The organism is Nocardiopsis synnemataformans (assembly GCF_965343085.1).
GTDB classification, from domain to species: domain Bacteria; phylum Actinomycetota; class Actinomycetes; order Streptosporangiales; family Streptosporangiaceae; genus Nocardiopsis; species Nocardiopsis alborubida.
This window is the reverse complement of the sequence record NZ_CBDRFA010000007.1, coordinates 1-17628: the sequence shown is the minus strand read 5'-3', so window position 1 is coordinate 17628 and position 17628 is coordinate 1. Positions and strand designations below refer to the sequence as shown.

The window sequence follows — 17628 nt, the reverse complement described above, 5'->3', positions numbered from 1 at the left end:
CGCGGACTGACAGGCACCCACGCTCGGTGGCATGGACAGAGGACGCGTCAGTGGCACACCGGCGCGTCCTCGCGGCCGTCGTCGCCGGACTCTTTGGGTAGGGTTTGTGCCGTGTTGGCGATGATCCCGAGGCGGCGGTGGCGACCCCGAACATGGGCCGTGCTGCTGCCGCTGCTGTTCGTCGCCCACTTCCTCTGCGCCGCCGGCGCCATGGACACCGCTGCGGCGGCGGAGACCAACGGGACCACCGCCGTTGCCGGATCGGCGTCGGCGGGAGCCGGCTCTCCCGTCTCCGACGGCACCGCCGAAGAACACCATCTGTGCCAGGCGGATTCGAGCGCCAGCGCCGATCAGCGCACCTCCCCGGTCGCGAAGGCCGTCCTGCTGGGTCTGGGCACTGGCACGGTCCTGCTGCGAGCACCCCTTCCACGCGCACTCCCGTGGCAGCTCTCGACCGCTGCCGCCGTTCCCTGGAGCGGGACGCGCCTGCTCTTCTCGCTCTGCGTGCAGCGGGTCTAACCCCGGTTTCTCCGAATACCCGGCCTGTTCTCCGCGCGGAGTCGCCGCACCATGACCGCGGAGACGGCTTCCTGTTCGCGCCGGGCACCATCGACGCCCGCGACCTCGGCCGCCGCGCGACTTGGACGGCACCGCGTCATCACCCTTCCCCACTCCCCCGATTTCCTCCCGGGCCTCCCCTGTTCTCCCGGAACAGAGGTCCCGAAACCCCAGACGGAGCATCCACGATGACGGGCACCACCCCTCCCACTCCGAACAGACGCCTTGCACTCGGCCTGCTCGCCCTTGGCGTGCTGGGCGCGACCGCGTGCTCGGCCCCCCGAGCCGACACCTCAGGTGGCGAGGAACCGCAGGACACCGCCAGCCAACTCGCTGTCCGCATCTCTCCTGAGGACGGTGCGGTCGATATCCGCCCCGACCTGCCGATCATCGTCAAGGCCGAAGGAGGCACCCTCGCTGACGTGCGGGTCAGGACGGCCGGGCAGGAGGATTCCGGCGCCAACGAGATGACCGGCTCCCTCAACGACGACAAGACCGAATGGACCAGCGACTGGACGCTGGTCCCCGGCGCCGACGTCACCGTGACCGCCACCGCCGAGACCGCTGATGGCGAGAAGACCGAGGTCACCAGCGCGTTCTCCACGCTCGCCGCCGCCGAGGGCCAGCGCCTGGGACTGCAATCGAACTTCCCCACCAGCGGCCAGACCGTCGGTGTGGGCATGCCCGTCATCGTCAACTTCGACTTGCCCGTGCAGAACAAGGCGCGCGTGGAGGCAGCGATGGAGGTGCTCTCCGAGGAACCGGTGCTGGGGGCCTGGAACTGGTTCGGCGACCAGGCGGCGGTCTTTCGTCCCGAGGAGTACTGGCAGCCCAACCAGAACGTCACCGTGAACCTGCGCCTGGCCGGCGTCCAGGCGAGCGACGGCGTCTACGGCGTCGAGAACCACCAGCTCGACTTCACCGTCGGCCGATCCCAGATCAGCACCATCGACAGCGACAGCAAGCGCATGACCGTCGAACGCGACGGCGAACAGATCCAGGACTTCCCCACCAGCATCGGCCGGGCCGACGTCGAGAGGTACACCACCACCAGCGGCGTGCACCTCATCATGGAGAAGTACGAGGAGCTGGTCATGGACTCCTCCACCGTGGGCGTCCCGGTCGACGGTCCCGACGGCTACAAGCTCGAAGTCGAGTACGCCGTCCGCTTCTCCGACAGCGGCGAGTTCACCCACGCCGCCCCGTGGAACGACCAGCTCGGCGAGGCCAACCTCAGCCACGGCTGCCCCAACCTGGCCACCTCCGACGCCAAGTGGTTCTACGAGAACTCCTCCATGGGAGACCCGCTGATCGTCACCGGAACCGACCGCGAACTCGAAGTCGACAACGGATGGGGCTACTGGCAGCGCCCCTGGGACGAATGGCTGGCCAACAGCAGCACCGGCACGGCCGATGACACCGGCGAACCCGGCACCCCGGGCTCCCCTCACGGCGAGGCCGAGTAAGGCGTCCTGAACCGGCCGGGGCCTGCGGCCATCCCCGCGGGCCCCGCCTCTGTCCCGGTGCATCGCACGCCTGTCGGCCCGAAGGGACACTCGGTACGCTCGGCCCGGTCCCCAGCCTGGGACAACTGCGTCTTCGCGTTGAACAGGGCCATGGAGAAGGCGCCGCCCCTCTAATGGGTGTGGGCGTCGATGCGCTCACAGCACGCCAGGGCGGACCGATTGTCAGCGGCCAGGGCGCGGGCGAGCACCACCAGGTCGGCCACCCGCGGGTCGACCACCCGGTAGTAGGCACGGCGACCCTCACGACGTGCGGCCACGTACCCGCAGTCAGCCAGACATGACAGATGCGTCGACACGCGTCCCTGGGACAGGCCCACATGCTCGACGCACTCGGTGACGGTGTGCTCGGCGTGCAACAGGAACTCGAGCAGCCGCAGCCGTGTGGGATCACCCAGAGCACGGAAGAACTTCGCGACCACCTCCACCCCGGCCCCCGAGTCGGGGAACAGCGTCTGCGACCCGGGCAGAGCCTGCTCTTCGCTCACGGTGTCGTTCACAGGAACACGTCCCTCCCACTCCCTTGATGTATTTGCCTAAGCAGATACTATATGGGCGAAACACATTTGCCAAAGCGAATAAAACCAGGTCGGCCGAGTAGCCGAAGTGCAGGAGGAACGATCATGGCTTTCGATCTGGCGGTCATCGGTTCAGGTGGGGCGGCCTTCGCCGCCGCGATCGCCGCGCGGCGCAAAGACCGCTCGGTGGTGATGGTCGAGCACGCAACCATCGGCGGAACCTGCGTCAACACCGGGTGCGTGCCCTCCAAGGCACTGCTGGCCGCCGCCGAGGCGCGCCACATCGCCCTCTCCGCGGACCGGTTCCCCGGCATCCGCGCCAGCGCCGAAGAGGTGGACTTCGGTGCGCTGATCGGCGGCAAGCGCGCGCTGGTGGAGGACATGCGCGCCGACAAGTACGTCGACCTGGCCAAGGAGTACGGCTGGGAGATCGTGACCGGGCACGCCCGTTTCACCGAGGGCCCGGTGCTGGAGGTGGAGCCGGCCGACGGCGGAACCCAACGCATCGAGGCCGCCCACTACCTGATCGCTACCGGCTCGGCCCCCTGGGCGCCGCCGATCGAAGGCTTGGAGGAGGCCGGGTACCTGACCTCCACCACGGCGATGGAGCAGGACCGGCTGCCCTCGTCGCTGCTGGTGGTGGGCGGCAACTACATCGGCCTGGAACAGGCCCAGCTCTTCGCCCGCCTGGGCGTCGAGGTGACCCTGGTGGAGATGATGGACCGCCTCGCGCCCAACGAGGAGCCCGAGGCAGGCGAGGCCATCGCCCAGGTGTTCGCCGATGAGGGCATCACCGTGCGCACCGGTGTCACGGTCTCACGCCTGCGGCGCGAGGACGGCCACGTAGTGGCCACAGTCGGTGACGGGGAACTGGCCGCCGAGGAGGTGTTGATCGCCACCGGGCGCCGCCCCGTCACCCACGGTCTGGGCCTGGACAAGGTCGGAGTCCAGATCGGCGAGCGCGGCGAGGTCGTGGTCGATGAACACCTGCGCACCGTCAACCCCCGCATCTGGGCGGCCGGGGACGTGACCGGGCACCCGCAATTCGTCTACGTCGCCGGAGCCCACGGGGCGATGGTGGCCGACAACGCCCTGGACGGAGCCGAGCGCACACCGGACTACACGTACCTGCCGCGGGTGACCTTCACCAGCCCGGCCATCGCCGGTGTCGGGCTGACCGACGCCCGGGCCGAGCAGGCGGGCCTGGATTGCGAGTGCCGCGTCCTTCCCCTGGAGAACGTCCCCCGCGCCCTGGTCAACCGCGACACCCGGGGTCTGGTCAAGATCGTCGCCGAACGCGGCACCGGCCGCGTGGTCGGGGTGACCGCGGTCGCCGAGGGCGCCGGGGACGTGATCGCCGCCGCGGTCTACGCCGTCCGAGCGGGAATGACCGTCGAGCACATGGCCGACACCTGGAGCCCCTATCTGACCATGGCCGAAGGGTTGAAGCTGGCCGCCCAGACCTTCACCCGCGACGTCGCCAAACTCTCCTGCTGCGCCTCCTGACCCACGACCACGAAAGGCACCCCGGCCATGGGCACCCTCCCGAACAGCTTGCCGACCGCCTCACCACGGCGTTCAACACCACCGAGAACGCGCAGGCCCACCCCTGGGTGTGGCGCACCCTGTTCCGACTCCTCAGCCAACGCCGGTCCGTCACCACCGGCACGTCCCAAGAGGTGGCCGAACACGAGTGGCAGACAGTGGGGAGACAGGAACGTGATGGCGCCGACCATCAGGGCGAGTGGAATGGCTTACAGCGGCGGGCCGGCGATGACGAGCTGCGAGCTGTCCATTGAACCGGTCGCGGCCCTTGTCGCGGTTCGGGCGGATACGTCATGCGTACAGGTGGAATGAGCAACACCTTAGGAACTAGGGTCTGTTCTGAGTTTGGATCATGGAGTGGCGGGCAGGCTGCGCAACCACAGGACGGCCCCGCGCAGGTGAAGCTCCGCGAGATAGCTCTCGGGCGTCTTGTCGTAGCGGGTGGCCAGCCCCCGCCATTCCTTGAACTTGTTGATGGTCCGCTCCACGGTGTTGCGGTCCTTGTACAACTCGGCGTCGTAGCTGACCGGACGACCCCCGGCCGATCCCTTCCTCGCGCGGTTGGCGGCCTGGTCGGCCTTGACTGCGATCTCCTAATCGCTGCCCGGCTCCCCTGGGTGCGACGGATCGCCGAGCGCATGGCGGCAAGGCTCATCGGATTGCAACAAAGGGTAAATGGGCCTGGCAGATGGTTGTGCGCAGCACCTAGTCGGCTCGTCCTCCAAGGCCAGGGGAATCGTGGCATCGGGCCGATGCAGGCGACGCATTAGATGCCGCTCCTGTCGACAGCTGATCAACGTCGACCAGCAACAGCATCGGGCGTATCCTCGACCACCTCACACCGCATCTGGAGCCCTCGCTTCTTGACCAATCTCCCCCAGCGCTCCTTGCGGCCGAAGCGATCGGCGATCTCCTTCCCGGTCGCCTCTTCTTGTTCCTCGGCCCACTGCCATGCTCTGGCCTGGAACGGCGACAAGGATTCGGAAACCTCCTTGCCCCTCCCAGGGGACACGACTCGGAGCCCCATCTCTGTCCACCCCGCAGCTGGTTCAGGGGAGCCAACGTGTTCGGGTTCGACGCTCGCCTTGCCCTGCTGATCATCTGCGTACGCAGTGCGTACGGTTCTCGCCGCGGTGCGGAACTCGCTCATGAGCAACTCGTACGCACCGATCAGCGCGAAGCTCGGCCAGGCATGGATGATCCTGGACCAGGCCGTGGGGTCGGCGACCGCGACGTTCGCTGCCAACGACGCGACCGAGCCGACGATCAGCAGAACCCAGGGCAACGCGCCGCCCCTACGGCCCTGGCGGGCATCACTGAGCAGTGTCACGGATGCGCCGACGATCATGCCGTCCACCGACAGCGGGAACAGGGCCGCGCGCCACTCGGGTTCGCCATGGCGCAGGGCGAGTTCATACATGTGGCTGTAGGACACCACCGCGGCAATGCCCGCGAGCAGCAGCACGGCCGCGATGGTGACCCATCGTGACAAACGGGAGGACTCCATCCCGATCACCCTTTCCTGGTGACCGAGGGACCTTCACGGGGTAGGAAACGCCCCGCAGTCCGGGGTGGGAGATGACCGTCTCCCACCCCGGGCTGGGAGATTTTTGGGAGACGCGAACGTCTCCCAACGGCACCCAACCGCCGTGAAGGTCCCTCAACGGAACCCTCTGAACTGCGTGGATGCTTGTATCTGCAGGTCACTGAGAAGCAGTGACTACCTCGACACAGTGGAGGTCGCTTCAGGCAGCTGGTCAAAGCGCCCCTGTTTACCCCATTCCTTGATCAGCCGCCCCCAACGTTCCTTCCGGTGGAAGCGCGCCGCGATCTGTTCGCCAGTCGGAAGTGCGCCGTCTTCCTGCGGGTTCTCCAGAGCCCACCGCCAGGCCTCCCGCTGCACCTGGGGAGGAAGTCGATCACCGACACCTGCCACACACGGATCGACGTCCCCTGCGGCCACGCGCTGTTCCTTCACCACATGCAGGTGCCGCCCCTCCTGCGGCTCCGGCGAGGCGGGCTCAACCTCCGCCCCGGAGTCGGGGAGCGGCCCGTCTCCAGAGTGCGTACGCACTGCGTCAGCGCTGCGCACGCTCCGGGCAGCGGTGCGGAACTCTCTCATCAGCAGCTCGTAGGCGCCGATCAGCGCGAACGACGGCCAGGCATGGATGATCCGCGACCACGTCGTGGGGTCGGCCACGGCGACGTTCGCTGCCAACGACGCAGCTGAGCCGATGATCAGCAGAGTCCAGGGCAGCAGGCCGCCCTTGCGACCGTTACGGGCGTCGCTCAGCAGCGTCATCGAGGCACCGACGATCATCCCGTCCACCGACAGTGGGAACAGGGCCGCGCGCCACTCGGGCTCGCCGTGGCGCAGCGCCAGTTCGTACATGTGGCTATAGCTCACAACCGCCGCAATGAGCGCCAACAGCAGCACAGCAGCGATCGTGACCCAGCGGGACCAACGGGAAGAAGTCATCACGCTCACTCCCCCGCTCCCTGAGGCTCAGTCCGCGGGCCGTGGTATCCGTCCCTGCGAACCTTGGCGTGAGCTGGGAGGAGTTCGATCTGTGGCCCCTCGATCACAGGCTGAAGGTTCGCATTGTGTCGGGCTGGGTGCGCCACAAAAACCCAGGTCAGACGGGGTGCGCGAGTCGAACAGACGAGGCGCGAGGCCCGGATCCGGGCCTGAAATGCTCCCCGTGTGCTCCGCAGTGCAAGGTCCAGTACAGGTGGGCACCCATCTCGCGGAGCATTTTGCCGTTCCGTGACCCTAGCGGCCCAGGTCCCGAACCCCGCGTCCGCCCGCCAGCCTCCCACAGACGCCCAGACACCTGCGCGGGACCTATGTACGCCGCAGGTCGCCCAGACCACACACAGCCGTTTCAGCCAAAACCTCTTACCCTGCCGGGCTACACGCGCCACAATCAGATGGCATGAACAGGGCAAGGTGGATCTGGGCAGCAGCGGCAAGCGTCGCGATCTTCGCCGCGTTGGGAGCCGGGCTGTGGTTCGGCGGCGGCCCCGGTACGCGCGACGGCTGGGAAGCCGCCTCATGGTCAGCGGGCATCACCACCGCGCTGGCGCTCATCGTCACCGCCATCACCTGGGCCGTGACCTCCAGATCCTCTCCCGCGTCGCCTTCTCCGGGCTCGGGCAGCGTGAGCACTACCGCGAACACGGTGAACGGCGACGTCTCCGGCAGCACCATCGTCCAGGGGCAGGAGGCGCGTGTGGACAACCCCTCCTACGGCGGAGACCACCTGGACTTCCGCAGCGGCACCTTCCACGGCCCTGTCATCGGCAAGCAGGTCGACCGCCCTCGCCCCGGGCTCGGCGATGAAGGGCAGGATCCGGAGCGGTGAGCGCCTTCTACCACGGCGACCACATCGACTTCGGCGGCGGCGACTTCCACGGCCCGGTCACCGGAAAGCAGGAGATCCACCACCACTACGCCTCCCATGAGGTGGACTGGCCCATCCGCATCGGAGCCATCCCCGAGGAGGCCGCCCACTACCAGCACCGGGCCATCACCGACCAGCTTGGCCGGGAGCTGCACAGCTACGGGACGGTCATCCCGCGTCAGGTCCTGTCCGGCACCGGCGGCGTCGGCAAGACCCAACTCGCCGCCCACCTGGCCCGCATCTTGGCCCGCGTCACCGACCCCGAACAGCGGGTGGACGTCCTGGTATGGGCCAACGCCTCCAGCCGCGACCGCATCGCCTCCGCCTACGCTCACGCCGCCCGCCATCTGTATGCGACCGTTCCGGAGGGTCCCGAGGAGGCTGCGCAGCTGTTCCTGGCCTGGCTGGCCGACCCCAACAAGCACCATGACCGGCGTTGGCTGGTGGTGTGGGACGACCTGGCTGACCCTGCTCACGTGCAGGACCTGTGGCCCCCGCACGACCAATCCTGCGGCCGGGTCCTGGTCACCACCCGCAGACGCGATCACTCCCTCACCGTCCAAGGACGTCGCCTGCTGGATGTGAACGTCTACAGCCCCGACGAGTCCCGTGCCTTCCTCACCCGTGCCCTGAATCAAGCCGGAGTTCTCCGGACCACCGCAAAGCTGGACGCCCTCGCCGACGCGCTGGGGCACCTGCCGCTGGCTCTGGGCCAGGCGGTGGCCTACATGGCCGAACTCCACCTGGGCTGTGCCGACTATCTGGAGTTGTTCCAGGACCGGATGACCACGCTGGAGGAGGTGTTCCCCGATTGGGACACCCTGACCCCGCTCGCTGCGACCTGGAACCTGTCCCTGGACCAGGCCGACACCTTCACCCCCCAGGGGGTGGCCCGCCCACTCATGGGATTACTGGCCCTGTTGAATGGAACTGGAATCCCGGAAAATGTACTGACCACACCTCCCGTCCTAAAGTATTTATCCGACTGTTGCGCGCAGAAATATATATTCGACATAAGCCACAAACTTTCTCCAGAGGGACCTAAAACGACGCTAGCAGCCCAGGATGTCCACGCTGCTCTGGCATGTTTGCGTCGGCTGAGTCTGATCACTCGTACCACCCCGCCCACTCAGCAAGAGCCTGAAGCTATTCCCAGCACAGGAACACCGGCAATCCACTTGCACCAGCTCGTCCAACGTGCGGTTCGCGAACACACCACGACTAGACCGACTCGCCAAAGTGTGCACGCCTTGGCCGACGCACTCCTTGACGTGTGGCCCGAGACGGAACGCAACACAGTATTTAATCAACAGTTGCGCGAGAACACCACCGCATTGAGAAGTCATTATTTGACCAATGGAAAGAACACTGAAGATTGGCTGTGGGTGCCTAGAACTCACATGGTGTTGTTCCATGCGGGACATAGCCTGGAAGAAGCCGGACATGCAAGCGAGGCTGTGACCTACTGGGAATACATGAATTGTAAAGCCTATCATCATCTAGGTTTCAGCCACCCAGACACCCTCACCACACGCGGAAACCTCGCCCACTGGCGCGGCAAAGCCGGACACCCCACCAGAGCTGCACGCGAACTCGAACACCTCCTCATTGACCAAATAAACACCCTCGGCCACGATCACCCAACCACCCTCACCACACGCGGAAACCTCGCTCGCTGGTCTTACACCTGCGGCGAAACAGTTAAGGCTATTGCAATCCTTAAATTCCTCATACCCGATCAAAATCGGGTCCTCGGCCCTGATCACGCCGAAACTAAGAACAGCAAACAGAAAATGCAACGGTGGCAAGGAGAGTCTTCGCTAGAGTAGCTTCCTGCAGAAGCATGAGACCTTTGATCCGATCGGTTACCGGCCCCGAGTGCGAGGAAACCCCAGGCCAGCCAGGGCGAACCCGTGCACTGGCCTGGGGTCGGTGACGCCGTGTGGCTCCTGGTGTGCTCGCCGGTTCGGCTACCCGACCCTCACCGGAGCCGGACCGCGCAGCAGAGCTGCGGTGGCCTCGGCCGCCGCTTTGGCCACGTCCGGGAACACCGACTGGTAGGTGTCCTGGGTGAAGTGCGTGGTCGCGTGCCCCAACTCGCTGGACACGATCTTCACGTCCGTTCCTGCGGCCAACGCCAGCGAGGCGGCCCCGTGGCGGAGCCCGTGCAACGTGATCGGCGGCAGTCCAGCGGCCCTGGCGATGCGTAGGAACCAGTCACTGACCTGCCCCGGATGCCACCCCGAACCATCGTCCCGGGTGAAGGCCAGACCGCTGTCCGTCCATGCCGCTCCGGCCTTGAGACGGGCCTCGTTCTGGAACCGCTTCCAAGCCCGCAACACCTTGATGGTGTCCGTATCCAGAGTGATGGTGCGCTGCCCGGCCACGCTCTTGGGTGTGGAGGTGATTGTCTCCCACGCCAACTGGACCACCTGGACGCGGATGTCGATCTGCCCGTCCGTCAACCTCGTGTTGGACCAGGGCAGTCCGACCGCTTCTCCTCGGCGTAGGCCTTTGACTGCGATCAGGTGGAACATCGGGTACAGCCACGGGTACTTCCTCGCGTGCACCAGGAACGTACGTGTCTGTTCCGGGGTCCACACCATCACCTCCCCTGGCACCGTGCCGTCCTTCTTCCACTGGCGCACCCGGTCGGGTGTCCACACCAGCGGACGCTTTCTGGGACAGGAGGGCAGGCGTACGTGCGAGGCGATGTTCACCGACACCGGCAGATCCGGGCGGCGCACCGCCTCCGACAACGCGCTGCGGAGGGTGGCGCGGATGCGGTGTTTGGTGGACAGCGAGATCACCCGCCGCCCCCTGACCGAGGCCCGCACCTGAGGGTCGTCGGACTCGCGGCACTCCAAGATGTGAGCGTTGGTCTCCTCAATGAGGTTGAACATGGTCTCGACGTGGCGGGCCTGGAGCTTGTCCAGCCGAAGCCGACCCAGGTGCGGGACGAGGTAGGTGCGGATGTGCCCGGCGTAGGAGGCCCGGGTTCCCGCGGCCAGATCGGGCTTGCCCGCCAACCACTCCCCCAACCACGCCTCAACGGTGGGTGGTTCGGCGCGCACGTCCACCGCCATCGCCACCCGTTTGCGTACCTCCTCCACCTCCGGCAACGGGTGGCGCTGCTTCAACGCCGCCTGGACCAGGTCAGCGATCTGCACTTCGACCGTGGGGTCCTTCTCCGCCAGGGCGATGAGCGCTTTGACGTGCTCCAGCCCTTTCCGGGCTTGCTCTTGGGAGGGCAGGCCGACCCGTCGGGCTTGGCGGCGCCCGCCCTCACCGGTCGGGGGAAGCTCGTACTGGAACGCCCACGCCCCATGGACCGGATTCCAACCTCCGGTCCGGCGCTTGAGCTGCGGACACCTTGCCCCCAACGCCCTGCCGGTGCTCTCGTCGCGGCATCCGCACCGTTTGAACGTGGACCCCTCACGCGCGGCCATGCACGGCCTCACCTTCGTCTCGCTCTCCACGCACACCACATCCATCAACCACCGGCAGCGGGTCGACCTCGACCGCCGTGTCTGGAGTACTCACATCCACTCGGCCCACCTCACCACCACTTCTGAACTGGATGAATATGGCGTACGACCCCGCATGTGGCGGGGCACCACGCATCCACGCTCGACCTCGTAGAGGTGGTCAAGCGGATTCAGCAGGAACGTCGTCCGATGGGCGCACACCCCCGTCTGGCCGTCCGATACGCAGGGTTTCGTCCGGTTCCTGCCGCCGCCCCGTTCTGGGCCGAGCCGGGAGCCAGCGACGCGGGCCCCACCGAGCCCGGCACGCGGCCCGTCCGCGCCGACCGGCCCGCCCCAGGACGCCTGGGCCCTGCCGCGCGGTGGGGCCGACGTCGGGGCGCTGACAGCCCCACGCCACTCGCCCACAGCCCGGGGCCACACCATGGGCCTGGAACCCGCCGCGAACCGTCCCGTTTTCGAGCAGTGCTTCTCCTCGCCACCACGCCTCGGCCCCTCCCCCGACGTCGTCTTGGGCCTCTTCGCCCTGATGAACCCCTATGAAGACGCACCCAACGAAGATGCGACACCCGACCTCAGGGCCTCACACGGCTCGGCCTCCGCCACCTCTCACCGCTGGCAGACCAGGTTGCGTGAAGCGCGGCTCGGGACAACAAAAAACGCACGGCCGGTGGGGAAAGAGCTCTGTCATGCGACGCCCAGGGCGGGACGATCTTGGAGATTGCGCAAGAGTAAGGAATTAAATTCTTATCTCATGATGAAGCCGAAAGACTTTCACTGAGAAAGAGGCGAAGAAATAAGGGACACCACACAAGTAGAGCGCTCGTGGAGGCGGGCGGGGCGGGCGCGCTCGCCCGCGCGGGAGGGCGCCCCGCCCGCCTACGTGAGGAGAACTACCCACTTGGGTATAAGTCTGGACGCCCGTTGGCCCACCCACAGGGGCGTTGACCTGCACAGCAGCACGAGTAGGGGTGGGCCAGCTAAGAGTGGCCCACCCGCTGGCCCAGTCGCTGGCCAGGGGTTCACTTCCGGTTCAGTGGAGGTTCACACCCCACCTTCCCGCTTCCAAAGAAGCCGGAGGAAAAGCGTGCATGCGCTTCTCGCAGGAGCAGCAACCCGTTCTTTGTCACTCGACAGGCGAGAGCGCTTCAACCACCTCGATCGCACCAGACCAACTCTTCATGAGAAGGGATCGCGATTGCCATCCGGAAGGAGAAAATCCTTTTTCCATGGCTTCTTGGCCAGGAGAATCCTGCGAGTGGCACGTGACAGAAATTGCACGCTCCTGGTCTGGTGAGAGCAAGAGAGGGCAGACCAGGCCGTCAAGAAGGAGGCGCAGCGGAAGAGGGAGTCAGGCGCAGTTGGGTTGAGGCCACGGTAGACGTAGGCGGGCGTGTCCGCCCCCGCTTGCCGGGGCGGGCCCGCCCGCCTACGTGAAGGGGACTACCCATTGGGGTATAAGTCTGGCTTTCCAACGGCCCACCCAAAGGGCCTTTGACCTGCACTGATAACGCCCGAGAGGTGGGCCGATCAAAGCGGCCCACCCACGGGCGGAGGCACAGGCGGAGTCACAGGCCCCCGGAAAGGCCCAGTCACAGGCGGAGTCACAGGCCCTCCAACGGCCCTCGCCCTGACGCAAGGTTCTTCTGACTTCCGCCACGTGAGGCCGGGGCGGCGCCACGGTCAGCACCACCCCGGCGTGGATTCTCTCAGGTGGAGATTGCCTGCCAGCGCCGCACCAGGTGGGCCAGCTCAGCGAACTCACCCTTGCCACCGCCCCCAGGAGCAGAAAGCGGTGATGTCGCCGGGCCTCGAGCACCCGCCGTTTCCCTGCCTCGGCTCACCTGCACGCCTCCCCTGCTGTGGGCACGGACGACGCGGTCCTCGTGCCGAGCAAGATAGGGGCGCACCCCGCGCACCCCCTCGTCGTCCTCACACCACCCACGCGGCCCCGTATACGGAGTTCGCTGCGGCGGCACCCGCACCGGAGCCTCCCTCGGCTGTTCCTCTCCAGGCCGAGGCCGAGGAACATCCGTACGCCCCTTGGCCGCAACTCGCACCGAGGCTGGTTCACGGTTCTCTCGCGCACTCCGCGAGCGCAGCGGTGGGCGGACCTCGGCCACCGGTCGCGCACTCGGGCCGGTGGGGCCGCAGAACAGCGCGGCGAGCACCGCCCCGAGAACCCAGCGCACCTGTTCGCCCCAACCCTGGCGGCGCCTGCGGTGCCGCCCGCTATGCTTCTCCACGGTTTCCTCCTGCTGTAGTCAGGTGGGAATCACGCCCCGGGCCGGTGTTCGCAGCACCGGTTCGGGGCACCCTTTTCTCTTGTCAGCGACCCCGCGAACGAGGCCGGTTCTTCCTGTGACGTTGCGGGTGAGTGTCAATGGCCTTGGGAGCGCACACCCCCGAAACTGCGCTTATCACCCACAAACCCACACAATGAGTCACAAAAATCCCTAACCCCACGAAACGGGTTTCCTTTCCCGCCTGGGGTGGTCGATGTTCCCTTGGGTGGACGAGCACCTTCAACCCCAGCCACGAAATACAGCCCGCCCCTGTGCGCTGGCTATTCGTCACTGCTGGCTACGCACACGTCCGGGCCGATCGAAGACGTCGTTCAATTCCAGGTCCTGGGGCGAGCGATGTCGGCGGGGCGAGACCCCTCCTTGGGTCTTGCGTTGCAGGGCTCGGCGTTTGCGCAGCCGGACCAGGTACATCACGTTCTGGTGCCGTGCCCCGGGCCGGTCGTAACCCCACAGCTGGGAAGGGGTCTCGCCCTCGTGCCACAAGGCCAGGAACGCGCGGCGGGCCCGCCCCAGCGCGCGGGTGAAGGCAGGCGGGTCCATGTTCAGCGAACGTTCGGCGCGGCGCCGGTCCTCGTGTTCGGCCAGGGCGGTGAGGACCTGGCGGTGGGCTGGTTTCAGTGCGGTCCAGATCTGGGCCAGGGCCAGGCGGTCGACGATGTGGTCCTCGTGGGAGTGGGCGGGGGCCGAGGCGCTGGTCCAGTAGCGCACGAACGCCCGGGAGACCAGGGACTTGTCCTTGCCGCCCAGTCCGCGGACTTTAAGGTCCTGGTAGTGCTGGGCCTTCATCGCCTTCCAGCCCAGAGCGATCAGCTCGGTCTCCTGCGGGCGTTCGGGGGCGAGCTGGAGATGTTCGGTGATGGCCTCCCATGCGGTTTCCGCGCGGTGTGCGGGGTCCATGGCGTCCACCCATCGGCATTCCCGGGCCGCCCACACCGCCAACCGCACCACCTGCACAGCGGTGTATCCGTGTCCCACCGGGTCATCGGCCCGGGGAGGGGGCAGCAACGGACCGAACTCACTCGACCCACGCGGGGCAGTGCCGCCGGAGGCAGCCCTGGAGGAACGGTGCTCCTTGAAGGGTGCCGGGGGCCTGTCCGGTGCGGTGCGCTCACCAGAAGGGTCCGTTTCCTCCCGATAAGGAGTGGGAGTTCTTTCCATGGCGGTGGAGTTCGGTCGCCGGTGCTTTCGGCATGGTCCGGTCGAAGGGGGCATCAGGGTTCTCCCTCACGTGGTGCGTGACGGAAACCAGTGTCGTAACCGGAAACCCACAGGTGAAGGCTGTTGTGTCTTTCCTGGAGTCAGCCCTAGGAGGCTGGAAAATTCTGGAAAAGACCGGTGTGGTCCGGGCTCTTGTGGTCTCATGGGTGCCATGCCCCCTGATAAGAAAGCGCTGGCCCGCTACGGCCGTGAGTTGCGTGCTCTGCGCGATGAAGCAGGACTGACCCAGACCGCGCTGGCCCGGCGGGTCTCCGTCAGCAAGAGCACAATCTCCGACATCGAATGCGGCAGGACCGCGCCCACTCCCCAACTGCGCGCCGACCTGGACGCGGTCCTGGGGTCAGGGCGGCTGGAACGTGTGTGGGCCGAGTTGACCGGATCAGGCCGTGAGGCGTGGAAGTACGAGGTGGCGGCCCTGGTGGACGGGGCGAGCGCGGTGTACGAGTACCAGGTGTTGGTATGGCCCGCTCATCTGCAGACCGAGGCCTATGCCCACACTCTGATCCGTTACGGAGCCCAGTGGTTGTCCGAGGAGGAGCGAACGGCACGCGCGAGCGAGCGGTTCAAGCGGGCCACACGCATGGCCAAGAGTCTGCGTCCCAAGTTGTGGGTGGTGGTGGATGAGACGATCCTGCTGCGCCGCTACGGATCGCCGCAGATCATGCGGGGTCAGTTGGCGTTCGTCGCGGACCTGGCCGAACGGGAGCGGATCACGATGCAGCTCGTGCCCCTGGGGGCTTCCAAACATCCCGGGAACTCGGGGGCCTTTAAGCTGATCACGACGGACAACGCACCGGATGTGCTGTTCGCGGAGTCCGCTCGTGAAGGTCAACTTGTCACCGACACGGTGGAAGTGGCGCAGTTCCGAGGACAGTTCGCAGCTCTGCAGGCCGCGGCGACCAGCCCGGAGGTGGCGCTGTCCAGATTGCAGGACGAGATCAGAAGGTTGGACGATGAACAGGCCCAGGTGGCACAAGAGCAGCTTCAGTGACGGCGGCTCGAACTGCGTGGAGGTGCGAGAGCATGCGAGCGGGGCCGATGTTCGTGACACGCAGCACCGGGACGACGCCGAACTGACCTTCCCCGTTTCGGAGTGGCGTGGCTTCTTGGTCCAGTTCAAGCACCAAACCCTCTGACACCCATCGATTTTCCGCCTCTGAAGACGACATCTTCAGAGGCGTTTCGTGTCTCCTGCCTCCGGTTCCCTCGGCCGTCAGCACGTTGGCACCCCGATCGTGGATGCTGTCCGCCGAGACGAGTGACAGGAGGCGATCCCGGCACACATCAGGGCCTCCATCGAACTCGGCGCGAAACACCTGGCTGGTCTGCGCCCGCGAGGGCTGCACGATCCCGAGGGCGCTCTGCGTCACGCCCTGCGCACGCTCGCCCGGCGGTGGCAGTAGCTGAACAGTGAGGCCAAGGAACTCACGGAGATGATCAGCGCTCTCGTGCGCCGTGCCGCTCCGCAGCTGGTCGAGTCGTTCGGCATCGGTACGGACACCGCTGCCGAGATCCTCGTGGTGGTCGGTGACAATCCTGAGCGCATCAAGTCCGAAGCCGCCTTCGCCAAACTCGCCGGGATCGCTCCGGTGCCCACCGGGTCCGGTATGACGAGCGGATGTCACCGCATCAACCATGGCGGCCACCGCCGACTCAACGCGGCAATCTACCGCACCGTGATCGGGCACAGGTCACACCTCCACTACCCGACTTTGCCGGGCCCCTGACGCGAGGGCCTGCTCCTGCTCGGACCAGGGACGTTACGGGCGAAGTACCGGACCAGAAGAGCACGTCAGCCTTCTGACGAGTCGAGGTTAAACCTCAAACTGAGACAGAAAAGCCAAAGGAAGCACAAAGAAAATATTAACGGTATTATTCTAAATACTTTTCACGTAATCCGTGAATGCAAAGTATCCCGGCGGACCAACGAGGGCACCTTTTATTGACCGAACCCGAGAATCAGTCAAGGCAATGACCCTCCACTCCGGACCCCTCACAGCGAGAACTCCACTCTGGCACCCATCACCCAAAGACGAGATAAATTCATTCCATCCAAATTTACTCTGCAAACCCTCCATGTCGGACATTCGCCTCAGTCTGTAGATATCGAGAAGATCTGAGTCCGAAACAATGTCAACCTCAAAAAAAATTCGACCATCGCCGCACGCATCCGCCAAATCTTCAAAGGGGACCTCCGCAAGGGCCAAACAAGATGCTCCAGCAAGGAGGTCGATAACTTGAATTCTTGGTATTTGGATACCCACATACACCACCCCAAAAATCGCACCCTAGCGAAAATCCACACCACAACCCTCCAAGAATAGAGAGTTCCCAAGAACCGATCAAGCCGAGGCCGCCAGAAAAGATCTGAGCACAGTGGCACCGTACATCAATTAAAATCAGAGGAGGTGAATCGGAATCCCGCACTCAAAAAGCAGGCTTCCAATAGTACCCAAAAAGCCCAGTCCTCTCAATTTCAGCGAAACATCAAATCATCCGGAGACATGCCAGACCACGCTGGGGAAGTCTCACCAGACATCCTACCTTGAATTATCACTTCATGCTCTCCTCGAAATTCAACCCACGGCTGATCATTCGAATGCACATGAAATCGACCCGATGGAATGGTTGACCTTAGCACAGCCCCGGCACCTCCATCCTTAGTAGCTGCTGTGAGTGCAACCCTTGAGCTTGTGGTCCAGCTAGTATACTCACTATTAGTGTTTCCAAGGTGGTGTGACTCCGGGCTCGCAGCTCCGCCCCGAGGGCTGGCAACACCATTGACAGCATCATCAAATGCAGGGTTATACATGCCCGTCTGGCCACTTCTTTCTGAAACCCCACGATAGACAGTCGTCCCACCACCGCAGTTGTGGTTGAGGACATCCAGGTCCCCAGCAGTGACATGGAACGTGTGGACGCCCTGGACGGTCAGGTTATGGACCGTCGCGGCCTGCGTCCAGGCCTGGACCGCGGAGACCTGCGCCCACGTGCCCGAAGAGGTCTGCAACCACATCCCCGGAGCCAGGTCGACCGCGTCCACCCACTGCTGCAGGTCGGGCACCCAGAAC

Annotated in this window: 13 protein-coding genes and 1 pseudogene; 8 read left to right on the top strand and 6 right to left on the bottom strand. The window is 65.5% G+C overall.

The window, feature by feature from the left end:
* Window positions 1–111: 111 nt before the first annotated feature.
* Complete coding sequence (locus ACSIH6_RS05295) at window positions 112–519, top strand: hypothetical protein (RefSeq protein ID WP_435107079.1); 408 nt, start codon at window positions 112–114, stop codon at window positions 517–519.
* 227 nt (window positions 520–746) lie between these two features.
* A complete protein-coding gene (locus ACSIH6_RS05290; protein WP_435107078.1) occupies window positions 747–2024 on the top strand; it encodes a L,D-transpeptidase in 1278 nt (425 codons plus the stop codon).
* Window positions 2025–2194: 170 nt separating this feature from the next.
* Here the strand turns inward: ACSIH6_RS05290 and ACSIH6_RS05285 are convergent, their stop codons facing one another.
* Window positions 2195–2581 carry an ArsR/SmtB family transcription factor gene (locus ACSIH6_RS05285; protein ID WP_435107077.1) on the bottom strand — a complete coding sequence of 129 codons (387 nt, stop codon included), beginning with the start codon at window positions 2579–2581 and terminating at the stop codon, window positions 2195–2197.
* Window positions 2582–2704: 123 nt separating this feature from the next.
* Here ACSIH6_RS05285 and merA point away from each other — a divergent pair, with 123 nt between their 5' ends.
* A complete protein-coding gene (gene merA, locus ACSIH6_RS05280; protein WP_435107076.1) occupies window positions 2705–4105 on the top strand; it encodes a mercury(II) reductase in 1401 nt (466 codons plus the stop codon).
* 389 nt (window positions 4106–4494) lie between these two features.
* Here the strand turns inward: merA and ACSIH6_RS05275 are convergent.
* The 3 genes and pseudogenes from ACSIH6_RS05275 to ACSIH6_RS05265 form a co-directional block, all read right to left on the bottom strand.
* A pseudogene (locus ACSIH6_RS05275) lies at window positions 4495–4734 on the bottom strand (IS5-like element ISMt1 family transposase); the annotation flags it as partial.
* Window positions 4735–4937: 203 nt separating this feature from the next.
* Window positions 4938–5651, bottom strand: coding sequence for a DUF2637 domain-containing protein (locus ACSIH6_RS05270; protein ID WP_435107223.1), 714 nt, complete (start codon window positions 5649–5651; stop codon window positions 4938–4940).
* A 213-nt stretch (window positions 5652–5864) separates the two neighbouring features.
* The gene (locus tag ACSIH6_RS05265) at window positions 5865–6632 is read right to left on the bottom strand and encodes a DUF2637 domain-containing protein (RefSeq protein ID WP_435107075.1); all 768 of its coding nucleotides are present in this window, start codon (window positions 6630–6632) and stop codon (window positions 5865–5867) included.
* 448 nt (window positions 6633–7080) lie between these two features.
* On the opposite strand from ACSIH6_RS05265, the gene ACSIH6_RS05260 reads away from it, so the two are divergent.
* Both ACSIH6_RS05260 and ACSIH6_RS05255 read left to right on the top strand, forming a co-directional pair.
* A complete protein-coding gene (locus ACSIH6_RS05260) occupies window positions 7081–7509 on the top strand; it encodes a hypothetical protein (RefSeq protein WP_435107074.1) in 429 nt (142 codons plus the stop codon).
* Window positions 7506–9377 (top strand): NB-ARC domain-containing protein, encoded by a 1872-nt coding sequence (locus tag ACSIH6_RS05255; RefSeq protein ID WP_435107073.1) that lies wholly within the window; start codon window positions 7506–7508, stop codon window positions 9375–9377. The genes ACSIH6_RS05260 and ACSIH6_RS05255 overlap by 4 nt, the downstream gene beginning before the upstream one ends.
* 141 nt (window positions 9378–9518) lie before the next feature.
* On the opposite strand, the gene ACSIH6_RS05250 is transcribed toward ACSIH6_RS05255, so the two are convergent.
* Both ACSIH6_RS05250 and ACSIH6_RS05245 read right to left on the bottom strand, forming a co-directional pair.
* Window positions 9519–10997 (bottom strand): tyrosine-type recombinase/integrase, encoded by a 1479-nt coding sequence (locus ACSIH6_RS05250; protein ID WP_435107072.1) that lies wholly within the window; start codon window positions 10995–10997, stop codon window positions 9519–9521.
* A 2609-nt stretch (window positions 10998–13606) separates the two neighbouring features.
* Window positions 13607–14236 carry a hypothetical protein gene (locus ACSIH6_RS05245; RefSeq protein WP_435107071.1) on the bottom strand — a complete coding sequence of 210 codons (630 nt, stop codon included), beginning with the start codon at window positions 14234–14236 and terminating at the stop codon, window positions 13607–13609.
* Window positions 14237–14708: 472 nt separating this feature from the next.
* Between ACSIH6_RS05245 and ACSIH6_RS05240 the strand changes: the two genes are divergently transcribed.
* The 3 genes from ACSIH6_RS05240 (at window position 14709) to ACSIH6_RS05230 (ending at window position 16284) form a co-directional block, all read left to right on the top strand.
* Window positions 14709–15548 (top strand): helix-turn-helix domain-containing protein, encoded by an 840-nt coding sequence (locus ACSIH6_RS05240; RefSeq protein WP_435107070.1) that lies wholly within the window; start codon window positions 14709–14711, stop codon window positions 15546–15548.
* Window positions 15511–15693, top strand: a complete 183-nt coding sequence (locus tag ACSIH6_RS05235; RefSeq protein ID WP_435107069.1) for a DUF397 domain-containing protein — start codon at window positions 15511–15513, stop codon at window positions 15691–15693. Before ACSIH6_RS05240 ends, ACSIH6_RS05235 begins: the two co-directional genes overlap by 38 nt.
* A 297-nt stretch (window positions 15694–15990) precedes the next feature.
* Window positions 15991–16284, top strand: coding sequence for a transposase (locus tag ACSIH6_RS05230; protein WP_435107068.1), 294 nt, complete (start codon window positions 15991–15993; stop codon window positions 16282–16284).
* Window positions 16285–17628: the final 1344 nt, after the last annotated feature.

Excerpts from the sequence above, each read along its gene's own strand:
- ACSIH6_RS05290 (WP_435107078.1), top strand. The coding sequence starts at position 747 with ATGACGGGCACCACCCCTCCCACTCCGAACAGACGCCTTGCACTCGGC.
- merA (WP_435107076.1), top strand. The coding sequence starts at position 2,705 with ATGGCTTTCGATCTGGCGGTCATCGGTTCAGGTGGGGCGGCCTTCGCC.
- ACSIH6_RS05270 (WP_435107223.1), bottom strand. The coding sequence starts at position 5,651 with ATGGAGTCCTCCCGTTTGTCACGATGGGTCACCATCGCGGCCGTGCTG.
- ACSIH6_RS05260 (WP_435107074.1), top strand. The coding sequence starts at position 7,081 with ATGAACAGGGCAAGGTGGATCTGGGCAGCAGCGGCAAGCGTCGCGATC.
- ACSIH6_RS05250 (WP_435107072.1), bottom strand. The coding sequence starts at position 10,997 with ATGGCCGCGCGTGAGGGGTCCACGTTCAAACGGTGCGGATGCCGCGAC.
- ACSIH6_RS05245 (WP_435107071.1), bottom strand. The coding sequence starts at position 14,236 with ATGGACCCCGCACACCGCGCGGAAACCGCATGGGAGGCCATCACCGAA.
- ACSIH6_RS05240 (WP_435107070.1), top strand. The coding sequence starts at position 14,709 with ATGCCCCCTGATAAGAAAGCGCTGGCCCGCTACGGCCGTGAGTTGCGT.
- ACSIH6_RS05235 (WP_435107069.1), top strand. The coding sequence starts at position 15,511 with ATGAACAGGCCCAGGTGGCACAAGAGCAGCTTCAGTGACGGCGGCTCG.
- ACSIH6_RS05230 (WP_435107068.1), top strand. The coding sequence starts at position 15,991 with ATGATCAGCGCTCTCGTGCGCCGTGCCGCTCCGCAGCTGGTCGAGTCG.